The organism is Hymenobacter gelipurpurascens (genome assembly GCF_900187375.1).
In the GTDB taxonomy this organism is placed as follows: domain Bacteria; phylum Bacteroidota; class Bacteroidia; order Cytophagales; family Hymenobacteraceae; genus Hymenobacter; species Hymenobacter gelipurpurascens.
Genome location: NZ_FYEW01000002.1, coordinates 131,395 through 155,832, shown reverse-complemented (window position 1 = coordinate 155,832; position 24,438 = coordinate 131,395). Strand labels below are relative to the sequence as shown.

The following is a 24,438-nucleotide window of genomic DNA, read 5'->3' as shown; positions in this document are numbered from 1 at the left end:
GTAGAAAAGCAGGAAGCGAAAGACGGAGCCCTACTGGCCTAGGCCGCTAGTATTCGCCTTCGTCGTCGGGGCGAAGGGCTTGGGGGACGGTTTCCGGGGCCGGCTGCCCAATGGCGTCTACCAGCAGATGCAGGCTTTCACCGTCTTTACGCTCTACCAGGTTGAAGTACTGAAATGCCAGCGCCATAAACAGCAAGGGATAAACAGCCAGGCTTACCAGAGATTGAATGAGCGTAGCCACCACAAACCCAATACGAGCGACTCCTTCCAGGTTGCCGCCGCTAATTAAGGCGAAGGGCGAGCCAATAAGTGAGGTGAGCAACATAACGGCAATCAGGATAACGCCGCATATAATCGTCATCACCATCATCAGCCCGAAAGTCGACCACCATTTTCCCCAAATCAGGCGGAAGCTGCGCCCGATACTGGCGAAAAAGCCTAACCGCTCTCGCACCCAGATTATCAGGAACAAGCTCAGCGTAACCGAGATGTAGGTGATGCTGCCGAAGAGCAGAGTGGACACGAGCATGACACTAAAGCCAACCATTAAGGTGTTTCCGCCGCTGCCCGCTATGAGCATGGCGCTCAGGAAGCCTACCACCATGGATACCACTACGAAGCCGACCACCAGCAGAATACCTAGGCCTAGAAGTGCCAGTAGGGTGCCAAAGAAGCGCTGCCGTACCAGCCGCCATACGTCCGACACGCTGACTTCCTGATCGGGTTCGGTTTCCAGGCGAAGGGTGAGATAGCCGTACACGGTTAAAATAAGTACCGTGATGAGTATGAGGCCGCCCAGCACCGTACCCAGGTAAGCCGGACTCAGGAACATGTTCGAGTATATGGAGCTAACCGTTGAAATAGTTGTCGCTTTGCCCGAAATGGTTTGTTCGGTACGCTGCATTCCCTGCATCAAACCAACCCATTGCAACATCATCATCGCCGATAAAATACCTGTGATGAGAGCTACTGGCAGCACAATGTAGAGCAAGGCCTTGCCCAGCGGCTTAAAGTGCGCCTTTACGAAATCAAAAGAGGCCTCAATTTTCTGCCCGAAATCTCGCTCCCGCAGGAAGTGGGAAGCATGGGTGAATGGCAGGTAACGCATACTACAAGGAGAAATAGAAGGGGTAAAGAAGAAGAGAAGTCGTTAGAAAGCGGCCGAGGACGGCAAGCGGGCCCCGCGCCGGTGTAACCACCACGGATAGGCCACGAAGTAGCCCAGAATAAAGGTGGCCGAGGTGCCAATAATAGTGAGGCTAGCCCACAGCGGCATCTCGGTGTGCCGCGTCACGAAGCCTTCCAGAAAGCCGGCCACTATGAAAACAGGAACCAAGCCCAGTACCAGCTTCATGCCGTCGCGGGCACCTTGCTGCAGGGCATCGCGACGGGAGTAGGTGCCCGGGAACAGCAGACTGCGCGCCATCACGAGGCCCGCACCGCCTGCCAGAATAATGGCCGAAATTTCCAGCGTGCCATGAATCCAGATGGTAAGCACTGAAGGGAGCAGCACGCCTTTTTCGTGGAAGAAATACTGAAATGACCCCAGCATCACGCCGTTGTGAAACAGCATGTAGGAGGTCAGTAGGCCACCGGTAATGCCACCGGCAAACGCCAAAAGCGCCACCCGCACATTATTGAGCGTGATTTGCAGGAACATCAGCGTTTCATCAGAGCCCTTATACACGGCCATCGGGTCGCCCTTCTGAATGTTGGCCAAGGTCTGGTTTACGTACCGGTCGCCGAGGACCACGCGCACAAACGTATCGTCGAGGGCAGCCGAGAGAGCACCAATACCCGAGCACAGCAGGAAAAACAGCAGGGTACCCAGCAATATGCGATGGTGGCGCACTACCAGCAGGGGCAGCTCCAGGCGCCAGAAGCGCCCAAAACGGCCGGCATCCTCGGTTTTGTTTTTGTACAGGGCTTGGTGTAGCTTGCCTGCCAGGTCATTGAGATAGACTGTAGTGGTAGAGCTCGGATAGAAAGTCCGGGCATACGACAGGTCATCGGTCAGCTCGATAAAGCGCTGGGCCAGCTCATCGGGGCCGGCGGGCGGCTGCGTTTCGTAGAGGTGCCAGCGCTCCTGATTCTGGCGGAGAAATACGGCTTCGCGCATAGTATATGCCGCCAATAAATAGCTAAGAATACTAGTGCTCACAATGGCACTGTTCAAATATACAGGTTTTGGGCGGCCAGCCGCCCAGCCAACTTCTTTTCTTCGTTTATGAGTACCATTCGCATTCAAACTGCCCAAAACGTGGTGGTGGAGTATGATGTAGCCAGTGTGGGCGACCGAATAGTAGCCCGGCTTATTGACTGGCTGGTAATGGGACTTTGGGCCATTGTGCTATCCTTTCTGATAGAGCAGCTAACCAACTCCGGTGATGAGCAACGCATACTGGGCTATATCTTCATTGCAATACCCTTGCTGGTGTACCATCTGGTCTGCGAAATCTTCTTTAATGGGCAGAGCCTGGGCAAACACTTTCGGCGCATCAAAGTCACGCGGCTCGATGGCACCCGCCCTGGCCTGGGCGACTACCTGCTGCGCTGGCTGATTGGGTTGTTTGAAAACCAGGTGACCTTCGGGACGGTGGCCCTCCTGACGGTGCTCATCAATGGTCGCGGTCAGCGCCTCGGCGACCTGGCGGCCGGCACTACGGTGGTAAGCCTGCGCAGCCGCGCGCAAACAGCCGAGGAGTTTGAGCTGACGATGGTGCCGCCGGGCTACCAAGTAGTGTTCCCGCAAGCCGCAATGCTTGCCGACCACGACATGGCCCTGATCCGACGCCTATATCAGCAAGCCGTTAGCCGCCACAACTACGTGCTGCTGAATGATGTCGCCAAGAAAGTGAAAGGCCTGACCGGCATCGAAACCAGCCTGCACGACGAGCCCTTCCTGCGCACTATTCTGCGCGACCACGCCGCCCTGCTGCAGGAAGAGGCCAACCGCTAGGCCAGTCGTAAACACAAAAAAGCCGGTCCGCACCATGCGAACCGGCTTTTTTGTGTTTACGACTGGCCTAGCGTACCAGCACTCGTTGGGTGCCGGCGGGCTGGCCATCCAGCTGCAGACTCAGGAAGTACATGCCGGCTTTCTGCGAGGCCGAGGACCAGCGCAGCGTTTGGGCACCAGCACCTAGTGGGCCTGTCTGGCGCTGCTCTACCGTACGGCCCAGCGCGTCCGTCACGGTTAGGGAAACCTGACCGGATCGGGGCAGCGTAAAGGCCAGGGTAGCGTCGCTGGAAACCGGGTTAGGAAATAGGGTGAGGCCCGTAGCCAGCTCATTGCGCTGCCGGGTGCCGGCCACTACGCCCGCCGGGCCTGCTATAGCCACATCACGAACGGTAAGGCCATTGCCAATGGTGCCGACCAATGTAGCGGCACCGGTGGTAAGGTTCAGGGTATAGAAGGCACTGTTCAGGGAGGTGCCGGTATTGGCTACCAGGTAGGCCATGTTTATGCCGGCACCCGTGCTGAAAATGTCCATATCCACGTTGGGGGCGGTGGTATTTACCGTGATGCCCGAGGGGCCTACCGTCGTCAGCTGGCCATCGGCGGGCGGGTTGGCTGTGCTTTGGGTGTTGAGCACGTTCAGAACCTGGTCGTAGTTGTAGAGCGTGGTGCCGGAGGTGGCATTGGCCCCCATAAAGCTGTTGGTGTAGGCCACTGCCCCAATGGTAGGTGTGTTGGTACCGGTGGTGTAGGCCACTTGCCCATCTGTAAACGCTACCGTGCCCGTAATGGGGTTGATGCGGTAGTTGTTGCGGTTGGCACCCACCACCCGGATGCGGTCAACGGTGGGGTTGAAATCGAAGCTGACATCTCCGGTGCCCAGCTCCAGCGCCAGCACGCCGCCAACGGCCACGGCCGCCCCGGTAGTGGGGTTGATGCCGTACAGCTGGCCGGTTTGTGCGGTGCCATTGTAGCCCAACACATACAGCGCATTGTTCAGGGGGCGTACATCGAGGCCTACCAGCGTTTGGGTAGCATCTACCCCCGTAATGGCTACCGATGTGCGGATGGCACCAGGCGTAGAGGTGTCAAAGCTGATGAGGTTGCCGCCCGCCAGCCCGTAGGCCAGTTGGCCCGTGAGGGCCGGCAATGTGGCCGGCCGGTCAATAGCAAACGTGATATCCGTAATGGCTACCAGCGGGCCCGTGCCTAGCGCCCCGACTGAGGTAGCCGCGCCTGTAGTCAGGTTTACAGTATATAGCGTAGAGGTAGCCGCCGTGGCATTTGTCGAGATGGCCGTGGTCATGTAGGCCACATTGGCGCTGGTGGCGGGGTTGAAGTAGATATCCAGATCGGAGGCCTGGCTGGCGCCGTTGGTGGCCACGCCCAGGGGCCCCACCGTGTTTAGCGTGCCAGCGTTCGGCGGGTCTTGCGTAACGAGGCGACTGTTGGCTTCATCCAGATCATACAGTCTGGTAGCGGTGGAACCGATATAGCTGTTCGTGTACGCCGCAGAGCCCACGCCGGGCGTCTGGCCCGCATTGGCATCGGCGGCCGCGTAGGCCAGGGCACCATCGGTAGCGGCCAACGCGCCGTTGTTGGGGTTTAGGCGGAAATCGGTGCCGATACCGCTGACCACCCGAATGCGGTCGACGGTGGGGTTGAAATCAAACCCAATGCGGGAAGTGGTAGTACCCAGGTTTAGGGTCAGGGCCGCGCCAATTGGCGTCACAATGCCGGTAGTTCGGTCGATGGTATAGAGCTGCGCCTGGGTGCCGGTGGGGTTATAGCCCAGCGCAAACAGCTCACCGGTGTTCGGCCGTACATCAATGCCCACAATGGCCTGGCCAGCCGTGAAGCCCGTGATAGGAACCGTAGCCGTGAAAGTGCCCGGAGTCGCTGCACTGAATGTTACGAGGCTCACCACAGCCGGAGTGCTGGTAATGGAGAGGCCATAAACGGTTTGAGCCTGGGCGGCTCCGGCCGATAGGCCTAGGGCTGCCAGCCCCAGCAGACTGCCGCGCAAGGAAGGAAGCCAGGAAGTAATAGTCGAGCGCATACGAAATAGTAAGATGGTGGTGAGATGGAGTAGAATGCCCCCTAAAAAAACCAAGGCGGCTAACGTCCATACGGTAGAATATTAAAGCATGGATTTGTTTTAATGTGCTTTTAATGCAGTGAAAGCGTGAATATTAGAGTTTGGGAAGAAATTGCTGACCTTCTAGTTATGCTGGAGCTTGGGATATAAGCACAGAGGGCCGCTTTCCATGGAAAGCGGCCCTCTGTGGGTGCACCAAATGTTGTACGTACTGGCCTACCAGGGCACTGGCTGGCCCTGCCACGTCACGAAGCTGCCATTTTCCTCCGTATGCAATTGGTCAGTAAGACGAAGGATGCCTTTCGCCGAGTCAGCAGCAGGAAGTGCGGCGTTGGAGCCACCCATGCCCGTCCGGATCCAGCCCGGATCGACGAGTACGGAAATCAGGCCGTAGGTGCCTACCTCAGCGGCCAGGGCGCGCATGTACATGTTCAAGGCGGCTTTGCTGGCCGAATAGTGGTACGGCTCGCCGGAAGCTTTCCAGGTAAGAGAACCTTGGCCCGACGATAAGCTGATGATGCGCGGCTTGTTGCCGGCCTTCAGTAAGTCCAGAAATGCCTGCGCCACCAGAATAGGCCCAATGGCATTTACTTTAAAAACCGTCAGGGCATTATCAGCCGAAAGTCCGCCCAGGTGCTGCTTGGCGGGGTCTTCGGGGCCGGCACCGGGGAAGATGCCGGCGTTATTGATAAGAATATCCAGTGCAGCCGTATGGCGGCGCACGGCTTTCTGGGCCTGCGCAATGGAGTCCTCACTGGTAATATCGAGCTGAATGAGGTGCAGGCGGGTGGTGCCCAACGCCTTCAGCTCCGTAGCGGCATCGGGGTGGCGACAGGCGGCAAACACAGTGTCGCCGCGCTCCAGATATTGGCGGGTAAGTTCGAGGCCCAGGCCCCGGTTGGCCCCGGTAATTAGTACGCGTCTCATAAGGGGAGATAAAAGAATGAAAGATGGCGTTAGGGGGCCGCAGTTTACATCAAAAACTACTACGCTCCTTCCTAGGCCACTACATCTGTTAAAACAAGTTCGGCCCGCCAATGTCGGCGGGCCGGTTGTATAAGTGGCATTCTAAAGTAAGTCAATGCGAGTTTTGTAGGTAGGCTAGCGTATCTGAGTGACGACTCCAATTCGCCCGGTAGTCACAATTTCATTTACGTAATGATTGCCTTTGGGCGCTAACAAAGGCGATACAACAGGTTGTTGCTCCTTGTTCATAGCATCGGCCGCCGTTACAATCTTAAAATGCACAACTATATAAAATTTGGTAGGAGCTAGCTGGCCCTGATAGACAGCGGGAACCCAATTGTCGGGCAACTCTTTTACTACCCGCCATACTTCCTGATCTAACTCGGAGCCAGCACTTTTTTCAAACAGGTAATCCTTGGTATGGCCATCTGTATCAACGGTATAAGCCAGTACTACACTCCCTTGTTGCCCTTGCCGTAAGGCATTTGCCGGGTAACGGAGTTTAGTAGCTATATCCATAGTCCTCTGCTTGTTGCTGCCTAGAATCTTTGGGGTGCGGGTCATATGCTTCAGTTCCCATTGGTCGCCTATGCGTACCAGATAGCGAGAAGTATCGGGCTGCACATACGTTATGCGGCTCGAGTCATAATCGAATATCATTTCCAGTTCGTCATGGAGACCGTAGAAATTCCATTTGCCTATTCTGCGGCCATCAGCCGATGTAAGCCCCTGCTCCGCTTGACCTTTCTTGAATTTAACTGGCTTCGAGGGGTTTTTTTGCGCCTGAGTAGGCAGGGAGAACAGTAGTACTGCCAGCAGAACGATATAAAACGATTTCATCAAATGAAGAGTAGTGAAGAAGTATTAGGTGTAGAATAGCCTTCAAAGATAGATAATCACCCCTTTGATGCTCCAACCACTAGGCTGCTAAAAGAAAGCGCCCTCCATAACCAGTATGGAGGGCGCTACTTCTATATAATAGGAATGATTGTTTGACTGGCCTAGCTGGCCGTTACACTTTTGCGGCGGGCGGGTGCTTTAACGGCGCGCTCCTCGCCCTGAGCCAGCAGTTCGTCGTCACGCTCAGTCTTCTTCACCCAGCTCACGGAGTACAGATCCTTGCGCCGGTCGCGCAGGTTCCGGACGGCACCGCTGGTGTTGAGGTCCTTGAGCAGGTCCAGGTCCAGGTCGGCAATCAGCGTCATCTCGGTGTTTGGCGTGGCTTCGGCCACAATAGCATCGTGGGGGAAAGCGAAGTCGGAGGGGCTGAACACGGCGCTCTGCGAGTACTGGATGTCCATGTTCTCTACGCGCGGCAGGTTGCCTACTGAGCCGGTAATGGCCACGTAGCACTCGTTTTCGATGGCCCGAGCCTGAGCGCACAAGCGCACCCGCTGGTAGGAGTTCTTGGTATCGGTCCAGAACGGTACGAACAAGATTTTCATGCCCTCATCCGACAGCATACGGGAGAGCTCCGGGAACTCCACGTCGTAGCAAATCAGGATGCCGATTTTACCGAAGTCTGTATCGAAGCAGCGAAGCTTGTCGCCGCCACGCATGCCCCAGTAGCTGGCCTCGTCGGGCGTTACGTGCAGCTTATATTGCTCATCCACGGTGCCATCGCGGCGGCACAGGTACGAGACGTTGTAGAGCTTGCCATCATCGTAGAGTGGCATGGAGCCCGCAATTACGTTGATGTTGTAGCTCACGGCCAGCTCCATCATCTTGGTTTTGATGGGCTCCGTGAAGGCCGCCATCGAGCGGATAGCCACCGAGGCCGACTCCTCGTTGGTCAGGGCCATCATGGGCGCATTGAAGAACTCCGGAAACAGCACGCAGTCGGCCTTGTAGCCCGATACGGTGTCCACGAAAAACTCCATCTGCTGGAAGAAGTCTTCCAGGTTCTGGGTAGCCCGCATCTGCCACTGCACAATGCCAATGCGCACGTTCGATTTCTGGTTACCGATTAGCTTGTCGGTTTCCTCGTCGTAGTACACATTGATCCACTCCAGCAGTGTAGCGTAGGCCTTCGACTCGGAGTCGTAGGGCAAGTACCCGCGGATAAGCTTCCGCACATAGAAATCGTTGGAAAGCTGGAAGGTCAGGATAGGGTCGGTGAGCTCCTTGTTGCGCACCATCTCCACGTACTTAGCCGGCGTCATTTCGTTGGCATAGGCTGCGTAGCCCGGAATCCGGCCCCCGGCCACCATAGCGCGCAGGTTCAGGTTTTCGCAGAGCTCCTTGCGGGCGTCGTATAAGCGGCGGCCCAGACGCAGGCTTCGGTACTCGGGGTCCACGAACACGTCTACGCCATACAGCGTGTCGCCTTCAGAATCATGGGTATCAAACTTACCATTGCCCGTGATTTTGGCGTAGGTATGCTTGTCGCCGAACTTGCTGTATTCCACAATGATAGCCAGAGCAGCGGCTACAACTTGGCCGTTGTCCTCGATACAGATCTGGCCTTCTGGAAATTTCTTCAGCAGGGCGTTGTATTCTTCCTGCGCCCAAGAGCCCTCCATGTTGGAGTACACCTTGTCCATAATTTCCTTCACGGCCTTGAAGTCGCCGCGCTTGAGGGTGCGCAATACCAGCTTGTGAGCCGGAATTGCGGTGGGCGTCATCAGCTCGGGAGCGGCGGGCATGCCGGGTAACGTTTGTTTTTTGGCGTGGCTGCCACCAGCCTTGCCATTAGCACTTGTTGCCATATACTGCGGAAAGAGAAAGTCAGAAGATGATGCAAAGGTAGCCAACCTACCTATGGGCGACCTGCCTCGTCATACGGGCCTACAACAACTTTGATGGCAAAAATGCTCACTAGTGCCACGATTTGACCGCAACGCGTCCCGCAGGTTTCCGTCACAGGCGGCCGGTTGTTGTCAGATGCGTCGTACCTTGTAGGTATGTCTGCTCCCATGCCCGAACGCCGGCTGCTTACGTTGGCGGCCATCCTGCAAGCTCCAGATGCCTATCCGCCCACGGCATGGCTGTGCGCGCCTAGGCCAGTCGGGCGTTGGCAGGCCGATAGTCCGGCGGCGGTTTTGCTGGTGGCGCAGCCCGGTCAGGCCGTACCGCCGCCACCAGGCCTAGCGCGCATCTTGTTCATGGATGAGGTGCAGCTGCTGATGAAACGCCTGCTGGAGCAAGTGCCCGGCGCACCCATTTGGCTCCGCATCGAAATCCTGAGCCGCTACAAGGAACACGCTGAGTTTCCGGCCCTCACCGCCTACCCCGACACGCTGGCCGATTACCTGGCCGAAGCCGTGCACGACGGCGGCCTCACCGCCATTGAGGCCCTGGAGCACCTACGTCGCTACTTCGCCCACTTCACCGTCGATGCGGCCCAGCGCATCATGACCCAGGCCTACAACCGCACCCGGAAATAGGCCTAGGCCACTGATCGGAAGGGAAAACGACCAAAAGAAAGCACGTCATCCTGAGCGCAGTCGAAGGATGACGTGCTGTTTTGTATCCGGTTAAACCACATAAGTGGCCTAGGCCACTCTATACGCCCTGCATTTCCGGTACGCCGGCTTCGGGGATTACCAGCTTGCCGGCGGTGGCGGCCTGGATTTGCTCTACGGTTACGCCGGGGGCCCGCTCGCGCAGCACGAAGCCATCGGGCGTTACGTCCAGCACGGCCAGCTCCGTCACGATTTTCTTCACGCAGCGTAGGCCAGTAATGGGCAGTGTGCAGGCAGGCAGCAGCTTGCTGGAGCCATCTTTGGCCACGTGCTGCATGGCCACGATGATGTTTTTGGCCGAGGCCACCAAATCCATAGCGCCGCCCATGCCTTTCACCATTTTGCCCGGAATCTTCCAGTTGGCAATGTCGCCCGTCTCGGAAACCTCCATGGCGCCCAGAATGGTTAGGTCCACGTGCTCCCCGCGAATCATGCCGAAGGAATCGGCGGAGGAGAAAATGCTGGAGCCGGGCAGCGTCGTCACGGTTTGCTTGCCGGCATTGATGAGGTCGGGGTCAACTTCGGCATCGGTAGGGAAGGGGCCCATGCCCAGAAGCCCGTTTTCCGACTGCAGCTCTACGTTGATACCCTTGGGGATATAGTTGGCCACCAGCGTCGGGATGCCGATGCCCAGGTTGACGTAGGAATTGTTTTCTACTTCTTGCGCAATGCGCTTGGCAATGCCGTGCTTATCTAACATGATGGGTGGGATTAGGAGGATGGAACGGCTTACTTGACGGTAGCCGGCTTCGATTCGATAACCGACTGCCTGACCAGGCGCTTGAATTTATCGGCCAGGTCGCCGTAGCTGTTGGGGTACTTTTGGGTGTAGAGCAGGGCCACGATTTTCTCCTTCGGATCAACCCAATAGGTGGTCCCGAAGATGCCGCCCCACTCAAATGAGCCCTCCGAAAGACCCGATTGCGCGGCTCCCTTCGGGGTAACGATGCTGAAGCCCAGGCCAAACTTGTTCGGGCCCTGCGTGACCTCGCCAATCTGGTTGGTCGTCATCAGGCGCACGGTGGCGGGCTTCAGCAGGTGGCGGCCGTTGTACTCGCCTTCATTCAGCAGCATTTGCAGAAAGATGGCGTAATCATCGATGGTGGAAGAAAGCCCCGCGCCGCCCGAAAAATATGTGCCGGGCGCGTTGGGGTAATCCGGAATCATGCCGCCCTGGGACTGCATGGGTACGGTGGCTTTGCGGGCGTCTTCGGTGTAGAGCTTGGCCAGGCGAGGCTGCTTGGCAGTGGGCAGGTAGAAGTACGTATCCTGCATGTTGAGCGGCTCAAACAGACGCGTGCGCAGAAACTGATCCAGCGGCTGGCCCGACAGTACTTCAATCAGATAGCCCAACACATCAACGCTAAGACCATACGTGAACTTCTCGCCGGGCTGGTGCATGAGTGGCAAGGGGCCTAGTGCGTTCATGGCCGTGGCCAGCTGGCCGCCCGGCGTACCAATGCCGCTCGGAATGTGTGCCTTGGCGTAGATAGCCCGCGCCTCCCTGGTCCCGATTACTGGGTAGCTGATGCCCGAGGTATGGCTGAGCAGCTGCCGGATGGTGATTTCGCTGCGGGCCGAAACGGTGGTGTAGGTTGAGTCCTTTTCGTTGAAAGTTGCCAGCACCTTAGGGTTGCGGAAGGCCGGCAGGTACTTTGAAATCGGGTCGTCGAGTTGCAGCAGGCCCTGATCGTAGAGCATCATCACGCCCACGCTGGTAATGGCCTTGGTCTGGGAGGCAATGCGCAGAATGGCATCTTCGCGCAGCGCCTTCTTGGTGGCCTCATCGTCCAGCCCGTAGGCCTTGCGGTAGATGATTTTACCGTCGCGGGCAATCAGGGCAATAGCTCCGGGCACGCGGTTGGTGGCCGTGTACTCCCGGAGCAGCTCATCCAGGGCCGGCAGGGCAACCGGGGCAGCGGCCAGTGCTTTGCTCTTGCTAACTACGCTTTTGCTGACTACAACCGGTGCCTTAACGGGGGCGGCCGTTTGAGCAGTTGCGCCATAGCTGCTTAACAGCAGCAACAGGCCTAGTGAGGTGTTTTTCATGAGTGTCAGCAAAAAACGAGATGGAATAAGCGAGGCGTTTCGGCGGCGCCAACAGGCCTAGCTCTGCCGAACGGTGCGCTGTTCAATGCGCTTCTCGTAGTTTTTGCCCTCGAAAATGCGCTGCACAAAAATGCCGGGCGTGTGAATGTGGTTCGGGTCCAGCTCGCCGGCGGGGACCAACTCCTCCACTTCGGCCACCGTGATTTTGCCGGCCGTAGCCATCATTGGGTTGAAGTTGCGAGCCGTGCCTTTGAAAATGAGGTTGCCGGCCGTGTCGCCCTTCCAGGCTTTCACGAAGGCAAAATCGGCGTGCAGGGCGGCTTCCAGCAGGTACATCTTACCGTTGAACTCGCGGCTTTCCTTGCCTTCGCCCACCTCAGTGCCATAGCCCGCAGGCGTGTAGAAGGCCGGAATGCCCGCTCCGCCAGCCCGGATGCGCTCGGCCAGCGTGCCCTGCGGAATCAGCTCTACTTCCAGCTCGCCGGAAAGCAGTTGCCGCTCAAATTCGGCGTTTTCGCCTACGTAGCTGGAAATCATCTTCTTCACTTGCTTCGTCTGCAGCAGCAGCCCAATGCCGAAATCATCGACGCCGGCGTTGTTGGAAATGCAGGTGAGGTTTTTGACGCCGAGGCGCAGCAGCTCCTGAATGGAGTTTTCGGGAATGCCGCACAGGCCGAAGCCGCCGAGCATGAGGGTCATGCCGTCGGTGATGCCGTGCAGGGCCGCGGAGGCATCGGCTACAACTTTATTGATCATGGAGGAAGGGGTGGGGTGGAAAAGTGGGTCAGCGCGCCGGAGTCGGCGGCATGTAATCGAGGGGTAAAAATTCACCCATTTTCTCGAAACCCCAGTACCCATCCATAAAAACCGCCAGTGGATTGTATAACTGGCCATTTTTCTGAATCTCCACCTCTTGGTTTAGCAGAATAAGCGTAGAAATCTGCCCCGTGGGCGGGAGAGCCGCCGCGGCCTGGGCGCTGATGGGTTTGCTGGCGGGGTAGGCCACATCCGGCGACTCCCGCAAATACGTGACCTGCAGATAGTCGCGGAAGCGCAGCCACACGCGGCCCGAATCGGGCTGCGCGCGGCGCAGGCTGTCGAGTGGCCTAGGAGCGGTGTAGAGCATAGAAAATGCCCGCGGCACCTTGTTCCAGCGGGCCAGAGAATCCTGATCAGCCGCGGAAAACGGTGCGTTATGGCGCGCCTTCCGGAGGGCCTGGGCCAAACTGTCGGCGCGCGGGAACCGGGGGTTGGGCACCACGCGCATCTTCTGCACCAGAAACCCCTCGGGTGTCACCTGGCCCGTGTACACGCTGTGCAGAAAGTGGCTCAAAGAACCGTGGTAGGCCTGTTGGCGGTTGGTGGCCCAGCGCCTCGCCTGCCGCTCGTTGCGGGGTTTTAATTCCTCAAACACCGGCCAGCCATAGAAGGTCATGTACCGCTGCTTGAAATTCTGGGTGAAATGAAGGCCGTAGTACTTCATGCGGTAGCCGAGGGCCGCATTATCAATCTGCACGAATGTGGGACTGGTGGCGGTTAGCTCGTTCTTATCCACATCGTACTCCACATACACATCTTTGGGGTTGCGGATGCGGCATTGTTGGGAAAAGGAGGTGGCGCCCAGAAAAGACTTGGCAAATTTCTGATAATCGGCCTCGCGGTTGGGGTTCGGGCGCACCACTACTTCGCCAAGCTGCTGCGCCGCCGGAGAAAGCAGCAACGCAAGCGTCTGCGGGCCCGGCTTCACCATGATGGTGCGCTTGTAGAGCTTGTAGCCGAGGTAGGAAATAATTAGGTCGTACTGGCCTACGGGCACATTCGGCAGCGAAAACTGCCCTTTGTCATTGGTGGAAGCACCATAGGTAGTATTGGCCAGAAACAGGCTGGCCAGCTCCAGCGGCGCCTGCGTCAGGGAGTCGCGGACGGAGCCGGTGAGCGTGCCGACCTGGCCTAGGCCAGTGGTAGTAGCCAGGAGCCAGCAGAGCAGTAGTAACAGCCAGGGGCGAAATGAGAAAGCAGGGACCATCTGAGGAAGGCAGAACCGATGAGGCCGCAGGATACGACGAATCCGGGAATACGCGGTGGCCTGGCCCGGCTAGTTTAGCCGCCCATCAAGTGGCCCCGCGCATTCTCAGCATCCAGAAACAGCTGGGCTTTCAGGGCATCCAGGCCATCGAACTTCTGCTCTTCGCGCAGGCGGGCCACAAACTGCACTGTCAGGGGCTGGTCGTACAGGTCGCCGTCGAAATCGAGCAGGTGCGCTTCTACCGTCTGGGCCAGGTTGCCGCCTACGGTGGGGCGCACGCCGATGTTGAGCATGGCCGGGTGGTGGGTGCCCGCCGCTGTGGTGGCCATTACGGCATACACGCCGCGGGCCGGGATCAGTTTCAGGGGCTCCTCACACTGAATATTCGCCGTAGGCCACCCAATGGTGCGGCCCAGCTGACGGCCCTTCACCACGATGCCCGTCAGCGGATAATCGTAGCCGAGGTAGCGGTTAGCGGTGGCTACGTCGCCGGCTTCCAGGGCCCGCCGAATGCGGGTGCTGCTTACGCCCACGGCATCTACATCTTCGCGCGGAATTTCTTCTACACTCATGCCATAGCGGTCGGCGTGCTGGCTGAGGTAGTCGAAGCCACCTTCGCGGTTTTTGCCAAACCGGTGGTCGTAGCCGATAACCAGCTTGCTGGTGCCCACCGTACGCAGCAGGATATTTTGGATGTATTCCTCGGAAGTCCAGGCGGCAAACTCGCGGGTGAAAGGCACAATCAGCAGATAATCGACCCCTAATTCCGCCAGCTTCTGGCTGCGCTCCTCCAGCGTGTTAAGCAAGTGCAGATCCATCGGGGCCGGGTGCGTAGTTGGTGGCGCCAGCACCAGGCGCGGGTGGGGCCAGTACGTGATGACCACCGCCGGCCCGCCGCTCTGCTCGGCTACTTCACGCAGCCGCCGCAGAATCTGCTGGTGGCCTACATGCACGCCATCAAACGTGCCGCTGGTTACTACGGCGTTGCCCAAGTGCGGAAATTGCGCAGGGTCCCGGATGATGTCCATGAGGTGAAATGGTGAGGTGGTGAATGGGTGAGTTGGCCGTTGTGGTGGCGCGGAACTCCTTTGGTACGGGTGCTTTAGCTGGCGGAAGGCTCGGCAGCAGAATCTGCGGCGGCATCTTGCTGCGACTGATAATACTCTAGGCCAGTCCGGCGCTCGGGTTGCCGCTCGCGGCGGGGGCGGGGCGGACGTTCTGGCTCGCCTTCGGGGCGCGGTGGGCGCAGGGCCTGTATAGCTTCCATCGTGAGGGCATCGGCCACGCGGTACTCGCCAATACGGGTGCGCACCAGCTTGGTGAGGTGGGCGCCCACACCCAGCGCAGCGCCGTAGTCGCGGGCCAGGCTGCGGATGTAAGTGCCTTTGGTGCAGACTACTCGAAAATCGACCTCGGGCAGCGCGATGCGCGTCAGCTCAAATTCCTTGATGGTTACCTGCTTGCTCTTGATTTCGGCCTCGCCGCCCCGGCGCGCTACTTCGTAGGCCCGTTCGCCATTGATTTTCACGGCCGAAAATAGCGGCGGCGTTTGCTCGATGAGTCCCAGGAAGGGCAGCAGTGCCGCCTGCAGGTCGGCTTCGGTGAGGTGCTCGTAGGCCTGTTCCTGATCGACGGGCGTTTCCAGATCGAAACTGGGTGTGGTTTGGCCGAGGCGGAAGGTACCGGTGTACTCCTTTTCCTGGGCCTGAATCTGGTCGATTTCCTTGGTTTTCTTGCCTGTGCACAGAATCAGGAGGCCAGTAGCCAGCGGATCGAGGGTGCCCGCGTGCCCGATTTTCTTGATGCGCAGCGTGTTTTTCACCTTGCGCACCACATCAAACGAGCTCCAGGTCAGGGGCTTATCCAGCAGCAGCACTTCGCCGGCCTCAAAATCGAAGCGAGCAGCGGGAGTAGGTTGTTCTTCGTTCGTCATAATCTTACAACACCTGCAGGCTGATACCCAACGTGCCCATCACTAAAATCACAATGCCTACCACAATGCGGTAGAGCCCAAATGCGCGGAAACCAAAGCGCGATACGAAATCGACAAACGACTTCACGGCCAGCAAAGCCACAATAAAGGCCACCACATTTCCGAACAGCAGTAGCTTGATGTCCTCGGCGCCGGGCGCACTCACTTTGTAGGTTTTGTAGAGCTGGTAGGCCGTAATCACGAACATGGTAGGCACCGCCAGCAGGAACGAAAAGTCGGCGGCGGAGCGGCGGTCGAAGCCCTGGGCTAGGCCACCGATGATGGTTGCCGCCGAGCGCGACACGCCGGGCACCAGGGCAATGCACTGAAACAAGCCAATTTTGAAAGCCTGTGCAAAGCTGGGTGTCGTCACCTCTTTCCGCTCACCCGTAAATAGTTTGTCGATGAATAGCAGCACAACACCGCCCACTACCAGAGAAACGGCCACTACCGTCACGCTTTTCAGAAGCTGCTCAATGACATCCTTCAGCAGAAAGCCCAGAATACCGAAGGGAATGAAAGCAACAGCCAGCTTGTAGTAGAAATCCAGGCTTTGCAGAAACCGGCGCCAGTACAGCACCACCACCGCCAGAATTGCCCCGAACTGAATGGAGGTAATGTAGGTGTCGGTGAAAGGCAACTGTCCGATACCCAGCAGGTTGGCGAAGATAATCATGTGCCCCGTGCTGGAAACAGGCAAAAATTCGGTGAGGCCTTCAACAATTGCCAGCAAGAGGGCGTGCCAATAGGACATAGGGGAGATTTTGGAGAAACGTATTTGGAAGACAGTGGCCTAGCAGCAGACCGGCACGCTACAATCACAACGTCATGCTGCATCTGGCGTCCGCTTGCCGAAGCATCTCTACCGGTGGCTACACAATGAAAGTTAGCACTGCGGTAAAGATGCTTCGGCAAGCGGACGCCAGATGCAGCATGACGCGTTCTGAGCGGGTAGGCGAGTGGCCTAGCGCTTATAAGTTGGCGCAGTAACAGGAGCCGGCGTAGGCGCCGAAACTGGCGGCACTGCCCGCGAAGGCACCGCATTCAGGGTGGCGGCATCTTGTGCCACGGGCGCATTGCCGGAGCGGGCCATAATGGCCCAGAACTCAATACCGAAACCGACAGCCAGCAGCAAGGGGCCTAGAGTAATGCCCAGGAAACCTTCGCCGTAATCGGCGGAGTCCAGCATCATCGTGATGAAACCAGCGGCCAGCACGGCCAGCCCGACAAACATCAGCCGGTAGTTGCGTGGCCCGAAGGCGAAGCGGGGGGTAATCTGTTCCATGAAAGCAAAGGTAGGAAGGTTGGCAGAAGGCAGCGCGCAAATTCAACCAACGGGGTAGTTCATTAATACAAGTCGTCAAGCGACATGCCCGAATACTTGCGCACGGCTCGCCAGGAGCTCAGGAAACCGATGCCCATGCCCAAGATTACCAGCGCCGCAACGAGTACGCCAATCATACGCTCATCGCGCAATAAGCGCAGCTCTTCCAGCTGCAGGTAGGCGTATTGGAGTAGCGCCAGTAGGAGCAGGCCGGCAAGTAGGCCACTCACGAGGCCTTGCCACACAGCGCGCCGCAAAAAAGGCCACTGAATAAACGCCTGCGTGGCGCCTACCAACTGCATGGAGCGAATGAGAAACCGTTGCGAGAACAGGGCCAGCTTGATGGTATTGTTGATGAGCACGACCACTACAAACGTCAGGACCACCGCAAAGCCCAACAGCACAAGGCTTACGTTGCGCAGGTTTTCATTGACGGAGGTTATTAGGCTCTCCACATACTCCACCTCAAATACGCCGGGCTCCTGGCGCAGCTCCTGCTTGATATTTGCGAGGTTTTTGGCGTCGCCGTAATCTGCGTTGATCTTTAGCAGGTAGGCGTCGCGCAGAGGATTGTCGCCGAGAAACTGCTGGAAGTCTTCGCCGGTCTGGTCGATGAGCTGCTTGGCGCCTTCCTCTTTCGAGAGGAAGCGGACCTGTGCCTGCCCGTTTTTATAGGCGATGTACGGTTTGTTCGCAAAGTCCTGCTGCAGGCGCAGCAGTTGGGTTTCCGGCAGGCCGCGCTCCAGATACACCTGCATCTCCAGGTTCTCTTTCACCAGATTCGACATTTTGTGCGCATGAATCAGGAGCAGCCCAAACAGCCCGATAACCAGCAGCGCCAGCGTGATACTGAACACCACCATCGTGTGTGGATAGCTGCCCAGTTTCTTCTTACGGGTCGTGCGGGGTTGGGCCATAGGTGAAGTTGTGAAGTTGTAAAGTTGGGAAGGGCAAAGTTGTGAAAGAAGCGCTTCACAAGTTCACCTTTCACAACTTCACCATTACATAGAAGTCCGGGGGTCGTCATCGATCTGCAGCTCGCGGGCCTTGCGGGCATTCTGGTCTCGGCGGCGCAGGCGCTTGCGGGCAAACAGCTCCCGCATAGAATCGAACTGCTCCGTATGCAGCAACGATACGCCCGCCCGCGCCTGGTTCGCCGATTGTGCTAGGCCAGTCAGGTCGCGCGGTGTGGTTTCGTAGCGCAGCTTCGCCCTAAACTTGCCATCGGGGCGCAGGTAGTATTCCAGGCTCAGGTCGCCGAGCAACGAGGATTGCGCAGTCGGGAGCGGGGTGCCCCCTGGGGTAGAGCTACCGGTGGGCAGTGCGTTGCTACCGAAACCGCCTTCCCGCGTCACGCGCAGGCGGCCGTTCATGAAGGAATAACTCAGGCGTACCTGCAGGGCCTGCAACTGCTCCGAGGTCAGACCGTTCAGGTTGAAGCTGATTTCCAGGTTGGGGTCAATCTGCGACGTCAACAGGCCTAGCTGCGTGGATATGATCTGGCCCAGGCTGTTGCCGATGGCGTTGTTCTCGCCTTGCAGCCGCGTAACGGCCAAGGAGCCGATGGGAGTCAACTGGCGGAATACCACCAGGCTGAATACCTGCCGGTTTAGCTCCTGCTCATCGTTGCGCAAGGCCGATAGAAAAGGAGCTAGGTCGCCTTCCAGCGACGATGGGATATCGTTGAATTCCAGATTGAGCTTGATGATGGGCTGCAGCAGTGGCCCCGTCAGGTTCATAACGGCCGTTACGGGCACCACGGCCGTATTGGCGGCCAGTACGGGAGCCAGCGAAGTGCGCTGGGTGTAGGTCGCCGTTACGTTCATTTCGCCGGCCAGCGGGTCGCCGTTCCAGGCAATGGTACCGCCGGGGCGCACCACAAATTCCTTGTTCACGAGGCCTTGTAATGTGAAGTTGTAGGCGCCTCGTACAATTTCCACTTGTCCATACATGTTGAAGTCGCCACGCGTGTCAATATTGAGGCGCAACTGGCCTAGGGCCGTGCCCCGGATAATGTCGCCGGTGCTTTCATCCAGCAGCATTTCCAGGTAGGCATCGGGCGTAATATCGAGGTTCATGTTCAGCCGGATACCCGAAACATCTGTCTGCCCGTTTGCCGCAACTACTGCTTTCGTGCGGGCCGTATCAGGCAGGTTGCGGTTCACGAACTTAATGTAGCTGGCCTGCTCCGCCTTGGCGGCGTTATCGAAGGGCAGGGAAATGCGCGTGCCGGCTTCGCTGCGAGCCGTTACGTTTACAAATAGGTTATCGGCAGGGCCGCGTACTACGGCGGTGCCGGTGGCGTAGGCCTGTCCGAAGTAAAGCTCGTTGTCTTTGCGCGTGGTGTTGAGCACCTGCAGCTTCCGGAAAGACGCGTTCAGCTCCAGGCGCATATCCTGAAAACCCTTCTCGAAAATGTTGCCATTCACTACACCTGTATTGCCCTGGGGGTCACGCACAGTAATGTTTTGCAGGGCAATCCGGTCTTCCAGGAAGCGGATACGGTCGGTGAAGGTGTAGGTGGTGCCCAGGTAGATGAACGTGAGTTGTCCATCGGTCACGTCAATATTGCCGGTAAGCACTGGCGCACTGAGGCGGCCCGTGAGGCGGAGCGTACCCTGAGCAGTGCCGCCCAGGTCGCGGAACAGGGTGTGCAGGAAAGGCTGCGCCAGCTTGACGGGCGCATTGGCCAGCGCCCCCGTTAGGTTAAGCTGCTGCTCTTTTTCGCCGGGGGCGAAAGTGCCCGTTACCTGCACCACGCGCACATCGTCGCGCTCCACATCGAGGTTGACAGCCAAGCGGCTAGCGCGGTTGTCCCAGTCGCCGCGGCCTTTCACGTTGCCAATCAGCACGTCATCCATCTGCAGCGAATCCACGGAGAGCGTGGAGTTGATGACTAGCGCATCATACACGCCACTAATAGTGCTCAACGCATTCACGCGGCCCGCAAATTTCTCCTGGCCCGTGAGGCCATTCAGGGTCGAAAGCTCGAAGTCCTTTACGGTTAGGGCCAGGGGTTTATTCGCATTCTGCGAGATGAAGCCCTGGGCGCTGATGCTCTGGCTACCGTTGCTGAGGCTCAGGTTCTGGAAGTCGAATTCCTTACCGCCGCCCGAGATAATCACGGAGTTATCGGCCGCAATAGTCCAGTCCTTCCCCAAAACATTCACGCCAGACTGCCGGAAAACCACGCGCACAGCATCACTCAGGAAAGCCAATGAGCCATTAATAACGGCGCGGTTGGTGGTGCCGGTTTGGGCCAGGGAAGTAGAGAAGTTGATTTTTTCCTGGTCCCACACGCCTTCCACATAAAACTTCTCTGTAGCGCCTAGGCCAGGTACGCGCTGCCGAACGGAGGTAATGTTGGCCTGGGCCAGCACCTCCGGCTGGTACGGCAGCTTCGACGTGTTGAACTCAAAGTCATTGTCCATGACCGTCACGCTGTCGTAGCGCACCTCGTTTACATGGCCACCAAACTGGAAAATAGAAGTCGGGCCGTTACGGAACGACCCATCGATGGCAGTAGAATCCGATACCGTAAGCTGCGGCATAAACAGGTGCAGCACGGGGTTCGGGCGCTTCAGGAGCAGGTTGAGGGCAATCTGATAATCTGGAATGGGCCGCTGGCGCTTACGACGGTAGTAGTCGGCAATAACGGCGTCGTTGCTCTCGAAATTCAGCCGATATTCGGTCAGGAGCGTGTTTACGTCGCGCATCACGGTGGTCGGCGTGAAGTCGCCAGCCAGGTTCAGGTTCAGCACTTCCGAGCGCACATTCAGGCGGCGCTGGCCGTTGCCAAACTGGCTCACTAGATCCAGCGTGTCGATAGCTACGGCCTGGCCATTATAGGTCAGGCGCGAGTTGCGCAGGCGGGCGTACCCCAGCAACTCATCGAGGCGCAGGCCCCGGAATTTCACGTCGGCGGTGGTGGCTAACACAATGTTCTGCTTGGTGAGGCCCAGCGCCCGCAGGCTGGCTCGCCGCACCCGGGCACGGAGGTCGAATGCCTGGGCTTTCTTGTCCAGATCAATGGTGCCATCGGCATCAAACTGCAGATTAGGGTCGTTGGCTGCCAGTTTGCCCGTGAACGATTGGCGACTGAACTTACCGTTGGTGGTGATATTGCGGTAGCGGTAGCCATTGAGCCAGATGCTTTGCACCGTGGCATTGGCCGTGAGGCGGGCCGTAGCCGGCGAAAATCCAACGCCTTCTACCTTGCCGTTCATCGTCACGTCGCGCACCATGCTTTCATCGCCCAGCAGCTTGCCCAGCTGGAAACCGGTGGTGCGCACCTGCCCTTCGTAGCTGGAGTAGCGTGGGTCGTCCTTGAACTTGAGGTTCACGTCGGATACCACCGAGCCCAGCGCTGTTTGGAAGGCGCCGTTGGCCACAAAGTCGTTGTAGTACCCCAGAAACTGCCCGTTGAGCTTCACGGTGCCCAGGCGCTGCACGTAGGGCCAGCCCGAGGCCGGAATGTAGCGCCGGATGTCGCGCCCATCTACCACGGAGGGTTTCAGGCGCATTTCCACAAAGCTCTCCTTGAAATTCGGCAGGCCCTCTACGTTAATATCGCCCTTTACATGCGTGTTCTTGCCGTAAGTGATGTCGAGGTTTTTGGTGGTGAAGTTCCGCACGTAGCCTTTGGCTTCGCCCGAAATCAGGACGGCTTCCTTCAGATCACGCATGAAGGGCTGAGGCGCGAACTTGGCAATATCATCGGAGTACACCCGCGAAGGCTGCAGACGGGCAATAACCTTTACGGAGTCGTTGAAGCTGGTGAAGTTGAGGAAGTGCTGATACTCAAAGCGCAGATAGTTGCTAAGTTGGCTGTTCTGCACGCGCAGCATCAACTTATCAAACTCCCAGAACTTGTCGGCGTAGGTCATGTTCGCCGTCAGCTCGCGCAAGTGCGTTTTGGAGGGCGTGTCTACAGTACGGAGGCCCTTTACGTTAGCATGAATGGTGTCGCCCTTGATCCAGAGTTGGTCGGCATCGGCATAAATGCTGTCGAGGCGCATGTGGGCGTAGTCCATCGTGCGGCCATACTCCGGAATGCGTGGCACATCCTGGCGGTCTAGCACGAAACGCCCGTTGCGTAGGCCTATCGACTCCACTTTGAAATCAAACGGCTTACTGACTTTGGTCGTGTCAGAAGGCCCGATGAGCCGTTTTACGGCTGTAATAAACTCCGTAAGGTTGGTGGTATCGGGGCTGTTTTTGTACGTGACCAGGTTGAAGCGGGGCTCCTCCAGTATCAGCTTGCCCACATGCAAATGCGAGGGGTCGAAGACGGAAAACAGCCGGATATCGGCATCGGCGCGGGTGATGTTGAACAGCTCGTTGCCGCGGCGGTCCAGCACCTGCACGCCTTCCAGCAGCACCCGCGAGAAGGGGCGCACATCTACCCGGCCTACCAGCACTTTCTGGCCTAGCTTCTCGCTGAGCATGGAAGCGGCCCGCTGCGCCAGGTTGGTTTGCACGCTGGGCACCCGCAACGCTACCAGCACACCCACTACGGCCAGCACCACCAAGAGCAGCAGCGCAAACAGGACCTTAAGGATGATGGTTATAAAGCGGGGCACGGGTAGTAAGTAGGGGAGAAGCAGAACGCCAGCCGAGGCAAAGATACAGCGTGGACCCCGACCGTTGCCTGGCCTACGCTCGCGAAGAAACGAGGAGCAGAGCTTCGGGGTTGAGCTTTGACAACGCCACTGGTCAAAGGTTTAGCATTTTGCCCGACCTTTACCGAACAAACTAGCTGTTTTCAGTTGTAATATGCTAGTTCTATCCTGAAGTAAGGCCAATAATATGGCCTAGGCCTATGGTCTTTCCCTGCTACATCACACGCCTTTTTTATGCACCCCGTTATTCTGGCCATTGAATCTTCCTGCGATGACACCTCGGCGGCCGTTATGGTAAACGGTGAAATCCGCTCGAATGTAGTGGCCACGCAGAAGGTGCACGAGCAGTATGGCGGCGTGGTGCCCGAGCTGGCCTCCCGCGCCCATCAGCAGCATCTTATTCCGGTGGTAAACGCCGCGCTGCAACAGGCCGGCATCACGAAAGCTGATCTTGATGCCGTGGCCTTCACCCAGGGACCTGGCCTACTGGGCTCCTTGTTGGTAGGTGGTATGTTTGCCAAAACTCTAGCCCTGGCCCTCGGCAAGCCGCTCATAGCCGTGAACCATATGCGTGCCCACATTTTGGCGCACTTCATTGAGGCTCCTAGGCCAGTATTTCCGTTTCTGTGCCTAACCGTGAGCGGCGGCCACACCCAACTGGTGATTGTGCGTAGCGCCCTGGACATGGAAATCATTGGGCAGACCATTGATGATGCCGCCGGCGAGGCCTTCGATAAAACCGCTAAGCTGCTAGGCCTGCCATACCCCGGCGGCCCCCACCTGGATAAGCTGGCACGCGAAGGCAACCCCACGCGCTTCCCGTTCCCGGTGGGCGCCATGCCCGGCTACGATTTCAGCTTCAGCGGCCTGAAAACCTCGGTGCTCTACTTCCTGAAAAAGGAAACGGCCCAGAACCCTGACTTTATTCAGGAAAATCTGGCCGACCTGTGCGCCAGCATTCAGCACACCATCATCCAAACGCTGCTGCGCCAGCTGCGCCGCGCTGCTGCGGATAATGGCCTGACCCAGATTGCGCTGGCCGGTGGCGTAGCCGCCAATAGTGGCCTACGCCAGGCGCTGCAGGATGAAGCCGTGGCGCAAGGCTGGCAGGTGTTCATTCCCGCCTTCCAGTTCTGCACCGACAACGCCGGTATGGTGGCCATGACGGCCCACTTCCAGTACAAAGCCGGCGACTTTGCCGATCAGCTCGTCAGCTCCGACCCGCGCCTGAAACTGGCCTAGCGTACCAGAACTGTCATTCCGAGCAGAGCGAGGAATCTGACCACTGGCCTAGAAGCCAACCCAGATTCCTCGCTGTGCTCGGAATGACAGTGTACTCGCTTAGGCCTGTCGTTTTCTGCTTCTCTTTATTTATTCGCAACCTTGCCGCCCGCATTTGCGAACCTTGCTTACGCCGCCTTTCCTGCGGTTACTTTCTCATGGCCAAACAAAAAGACGATACTCCTAAGCGCGTTAATATTCTCAACCGCCGCGCCAGCCACGAATATGCCTTCATCGTGAAGTACGATGCGGGTATTATGCTGCAAGGCACTGAAATCAAGAGCATCCGCGACGGTAGCGTGCAGATTCAGGACGGTTTCTGCTCGTTCCACCCCGATGGCAGCCTGTGGATACATAACCTCACGATTGCGAAATACACCGAGGGCACTTACAACAACCACGAGCCCACCCGGCCCCGCAAGCTCCTGCTCAATAAGCGCGAACTGAAGCAGCTGGCCAATAAAAACCAGGAGCAGGGCCTCACCATTATTCCCATCCGGATGTTCGTGAACGACAGGGGCTTTGCCAAACTGGAGATTGCGCTGGCGAAAGGCAAGAAGCTTTTTGATAAGCGCGATGACATCAAAGCCAAAGACCAGAAGCGCGAAATGGACCGCGCCCGGGAGTTTTAGGCCAGTTGGTGCCGAGAAACTGCTTGTTTTTGAGCAGATATTTGCC

Annotated in this window: 20 protein-coding genes; 4 read left to right on the top strand and 16 right to left on the bottom strand. The window is 57.9% G+C overall.

Going from position 1 to position 24,438, the window contains the following annotated elements; translation table 11 throughout:
- Positions 1 to 46: 46 nt before the first annotated feature.
- Positions 47 to 1,108, bottom strand: coding sequence for a hypothetical protein (locus CFT68_RS12475; protein WP_088843892.1), 1,062 nt, complete (start codon positions 1,106 to 1,108; stop codon positions 47 to 49).
- 42 nt (positions 1,109 to 1,150) lie between these two features.
- Positions 1,151 to 2,119, bottom strand: a complete 969-nt coding sequence (locus CFT68_RS12470; protein ID WP_088843891.1) for a stage II sporulation protein M — start codon at positions 2,117 to 2,119, stop codon at positions 1,151 to 1,153.
- Between the two features lie 108 nt (positions 2,120 to 2,227).
- Between CFT68_RS12470 and CFT68_RS12465 the strand changes: the two genes are divergently transcribed.
- On the top strand, positions 2,228 to 2,959 hold the full coding sequence (locus CFT68_RS12465) for an RDD family protein (RefSeq protein ID WP_088843890.1): 732 nt from the start codon (positions 2,228 to 2,230) through the stop codon (positions 2,957 to 2,959).
- A 67-nt stretch (positions 2,960 to 3,026) separates the two neighbouring features.
- Here CFT68_RS12465 and CFT68_RS12460 read toward each other — a convergent pair whose 3' ends face one another.
- The 4 genes from CFT68_RS12460 to CFT68_RS12445 all read right to left on the bottom strand — a co-directional run bounded on the left by CFT68_RS12460 (position 3,027) and on the right by CFT68_RS12445 (position 8,647).
- Positions 3,027 to 5,018 (bottom strand): DUF4394 domain-containing protein, encoded by a 1,992-nt coding sequence (locus tag CFT68_RS12460; RefSeq protein WP_088843889.1) that lies wholly within the window; start codon positions 5,016 to 5,018, stop codon positions 3,027 to 3,029.
- Between the two features lie 255 nt (positions 5,019 to 5,273).
- Positions 5,274 to 5,984 carry an SDR family oxidoreductase gene (locus CFT68_RS12455; RefSeq protein WP_088843888.1) on the bottom strand — a complete coding sequence of 237 codons (711 nt, stop codon included), beginning with the start codon at positions 5,982 to 5,984 and terminating at the stop codon, positions 5,274 to 5,276.
- Positions 5,985 to 6,158: 174 nt separating this feature from the next.
- Positions 6,159 to 6,863, bottom strand: coding sequence for an energy transducer TonB (locus CFT68_RS12450; protein WP_088843887.1), 705 nt, complete (start codon positions 6,861 to 6,863; stop codon positions 6,159 to 6,161).
- Positions 6,864 to 7,024: 161 nt separating this feature from the next.
- Positions 7,025 to 8,647 (bottom strand): bifunctional GNAT family N-acetyltransferase/carbon-nitrogen hydrolase family protein, encoded by a 1,623-nt coding sequence (locus CFT68_RS12445; RefSeq protein WP_245815439.1) that lies wholly within the window; start codon positions 8,645 to 8,647, stop codon positions 7,025 to 7,027.
- Positions 8,648 to 8,926: 279 nt separating this feature from the next.
- On the opposite strand from CFT68_RS12445, the gene CFT68_RS12440 reads away from it, so the two are divergent.
- A complete protein-coding gene (locus CFT68_RS12440; RefSeq protein ID WP_141106542.1) occupies positions 8,927 to 9,409 on the top strand; it encodes a hypothetical protein in 483 nt (160 codons plus the stop codon).
- Between the two features lie 118 nt (positions 9,410 to 9,527).
- On the opposite strand, the gene CFT68_RS12435 is transcribed toward CFT68_RS12440, so the two are convergent.
- The 10 genes from CFT68_RS12435 to CFT68_RS12390 form a co-directional block, all read right to left on the bottom strand.
- The gene (locus CFT68_RS12435) at positions 9,528 to 10,187 is read right to left on the bottom strand and encodes a 3-oxoacid CoA-transferase subunit B (RefSeq protein WP_088843884.1); all 660 of its coding nucleotides are present in this window, start codon (positions 10,185 to 10,187) and stop codon (positions 9,528 to 9,530) included.
- Between the two features lie 29 nt (positions 10,188 to 10,216).
- The gene (locus tag CFT68_RS12430) at positions 10,217 to 11,536 is read right to left on the bottom strand and encodes a serine hydrolase domain-containing protein (RefSeq protein ID WP_088843883.1); all 1,320 of its coding nucleotides are present in this window, start codon (positions 11,534 to 11,536) and stop codon (positions 10,217 to 10,219) included.
- Positions 11,537 to 11,593: 57 nt separating this feature from the next.
- A complete protein-coding gene (locus tag CFT68_RS12425) occupies positions 11,594 to 12,292 on the bottom strand; it encodes a CoA transferase subunit A (protein WP_088843882.1) in 699 nt (232 codons plus the stop codon).
- Between the two features lie 28 nt (positions 12,293 to 12,320).
- Positions 12,321 to 13,562 (bottom strand): carboxypeptidase-like regulatory domain-containing protein, encoded by a 1,242-nt coding sequence (locus CFT68_RS12420; protein WP_088843881.1) that lies wholly within the window; start codon positions 13,560 to 13,562, stop codon positions 12,321 to 12,323.
- Positions 13,563 to 13,636: 74 nt separating this feature from the next.
- Positions 13,637 to 14,590, bottom strand: a complete 954-nt coding sequence (locus CFT68_RS12415) for a bifunctional riboflavin kinase/FAD synthetase (protein WP_088843880.1) — start codon at positions 14,588 to 14,590, stop codon at positions 13,637 to 13,639.
- Positions 14,591 to 14,664: 74 nt separating this feature from the next.
- Positions 14,665 to 15,495: a tRNA pseudouridine(55) synthase TruB gene (gene truB / locus CFT68_RS12410; RefSeq protein WP_088843879.1), complete on the bottom strand. Its 831-nt coding sequence runs from the start codon at positions 15,493 to 15,495 to the stop codon at positions 14,665 to 14,667.
- Between the two features lie 4 nt (positions 15,496 to 15,499).
- Positions 15,500 to 16,288 (bottom strand): undecaprenyl-diphosphate phosphatase, encoded by a 789-nt coding sequence (locus CFT68_RS12405; protein WP_088843878.1) that lies wholly within the window; start codon positions 16,286 to 16,288, stop codon positions 15,500 to 15,502.
- 210 nt (positions 16,289 to 16,498) lie between these two features.
- The gene (locus CFT68_RS12400; protein ID WP_088843877.1) at positions 16,499 to 16,819 is read right to left on the bottom strand and encodes a DUF3098 domain-containing protein; all 321 of its coding nucleotides are present in this window, start codon (positions 16,817 to 16,819) and stop codon (positions 16,499 to 16,501) included.
- A 62-nt stretch (positions 16,820 to 16,881) separates the two neighbouring features.
- Positions 16,882 to 17,775 (bottom strand): cell division protein FtsX, encoded by an 894-nt coding sequence (locus tag CFT68_RS12395; protein ID WP_088843876.1) that lies wholly within the window; start codon positions 17,773 to 17,775, stop codon positions 16,882 to 16,884.
- Between the two features lie 84 nt (positions 17,776 to 17,859).
- Positions 17,860 to 22,440: a translocation/assembly module TamB domain-containing protein gene (locus CFT68_RS12390; RefSeq protein ID WP_088843875.1), complete on the bottom strand. Its 4,581-nt coding sequence runs from the start codon at positions 22,438 to 22,440 to the stop codon at positions 17,860 to 17,862.
- 273 nt (positions 22,441 to 22,713) lie between these two features.
- Between CFT68_RS12390 and tsaD the strand changes: the two genes are divergently transcribed.
- Complete coding sequence (gene tsaD, locus CFT68_RS12385; RefSeq protein ID WP_088843874.1) at positions 22,714 to 23,721, top strand: tRNA (adenosine(37)-N6)-threonylcarbamoyltransferase complex transferase subunit TsaD; 1,008 nt, start codon at positions 22,714 to 22,716, stop codon at positions 23,719 to 23,721.
- A gap of 197 nt (positions 23,722 to 23,918) precedes the next feature.
- Positions 23,919 to 24,392 (top strand): SsrA-binding protein SmpB, encoded by a 474-nt coding sequence (gene smpB, locus CFT68_RS12380; RefSeq protein ID WP_088843873.1) that lies wholly within the window; start codon positions 23,919 to 23,921, stop codon positions 24,390 to 24,392.
- The last annotated feature ends 46 nt before the right edge of the window (positions 24,393 to 24,438 follow it).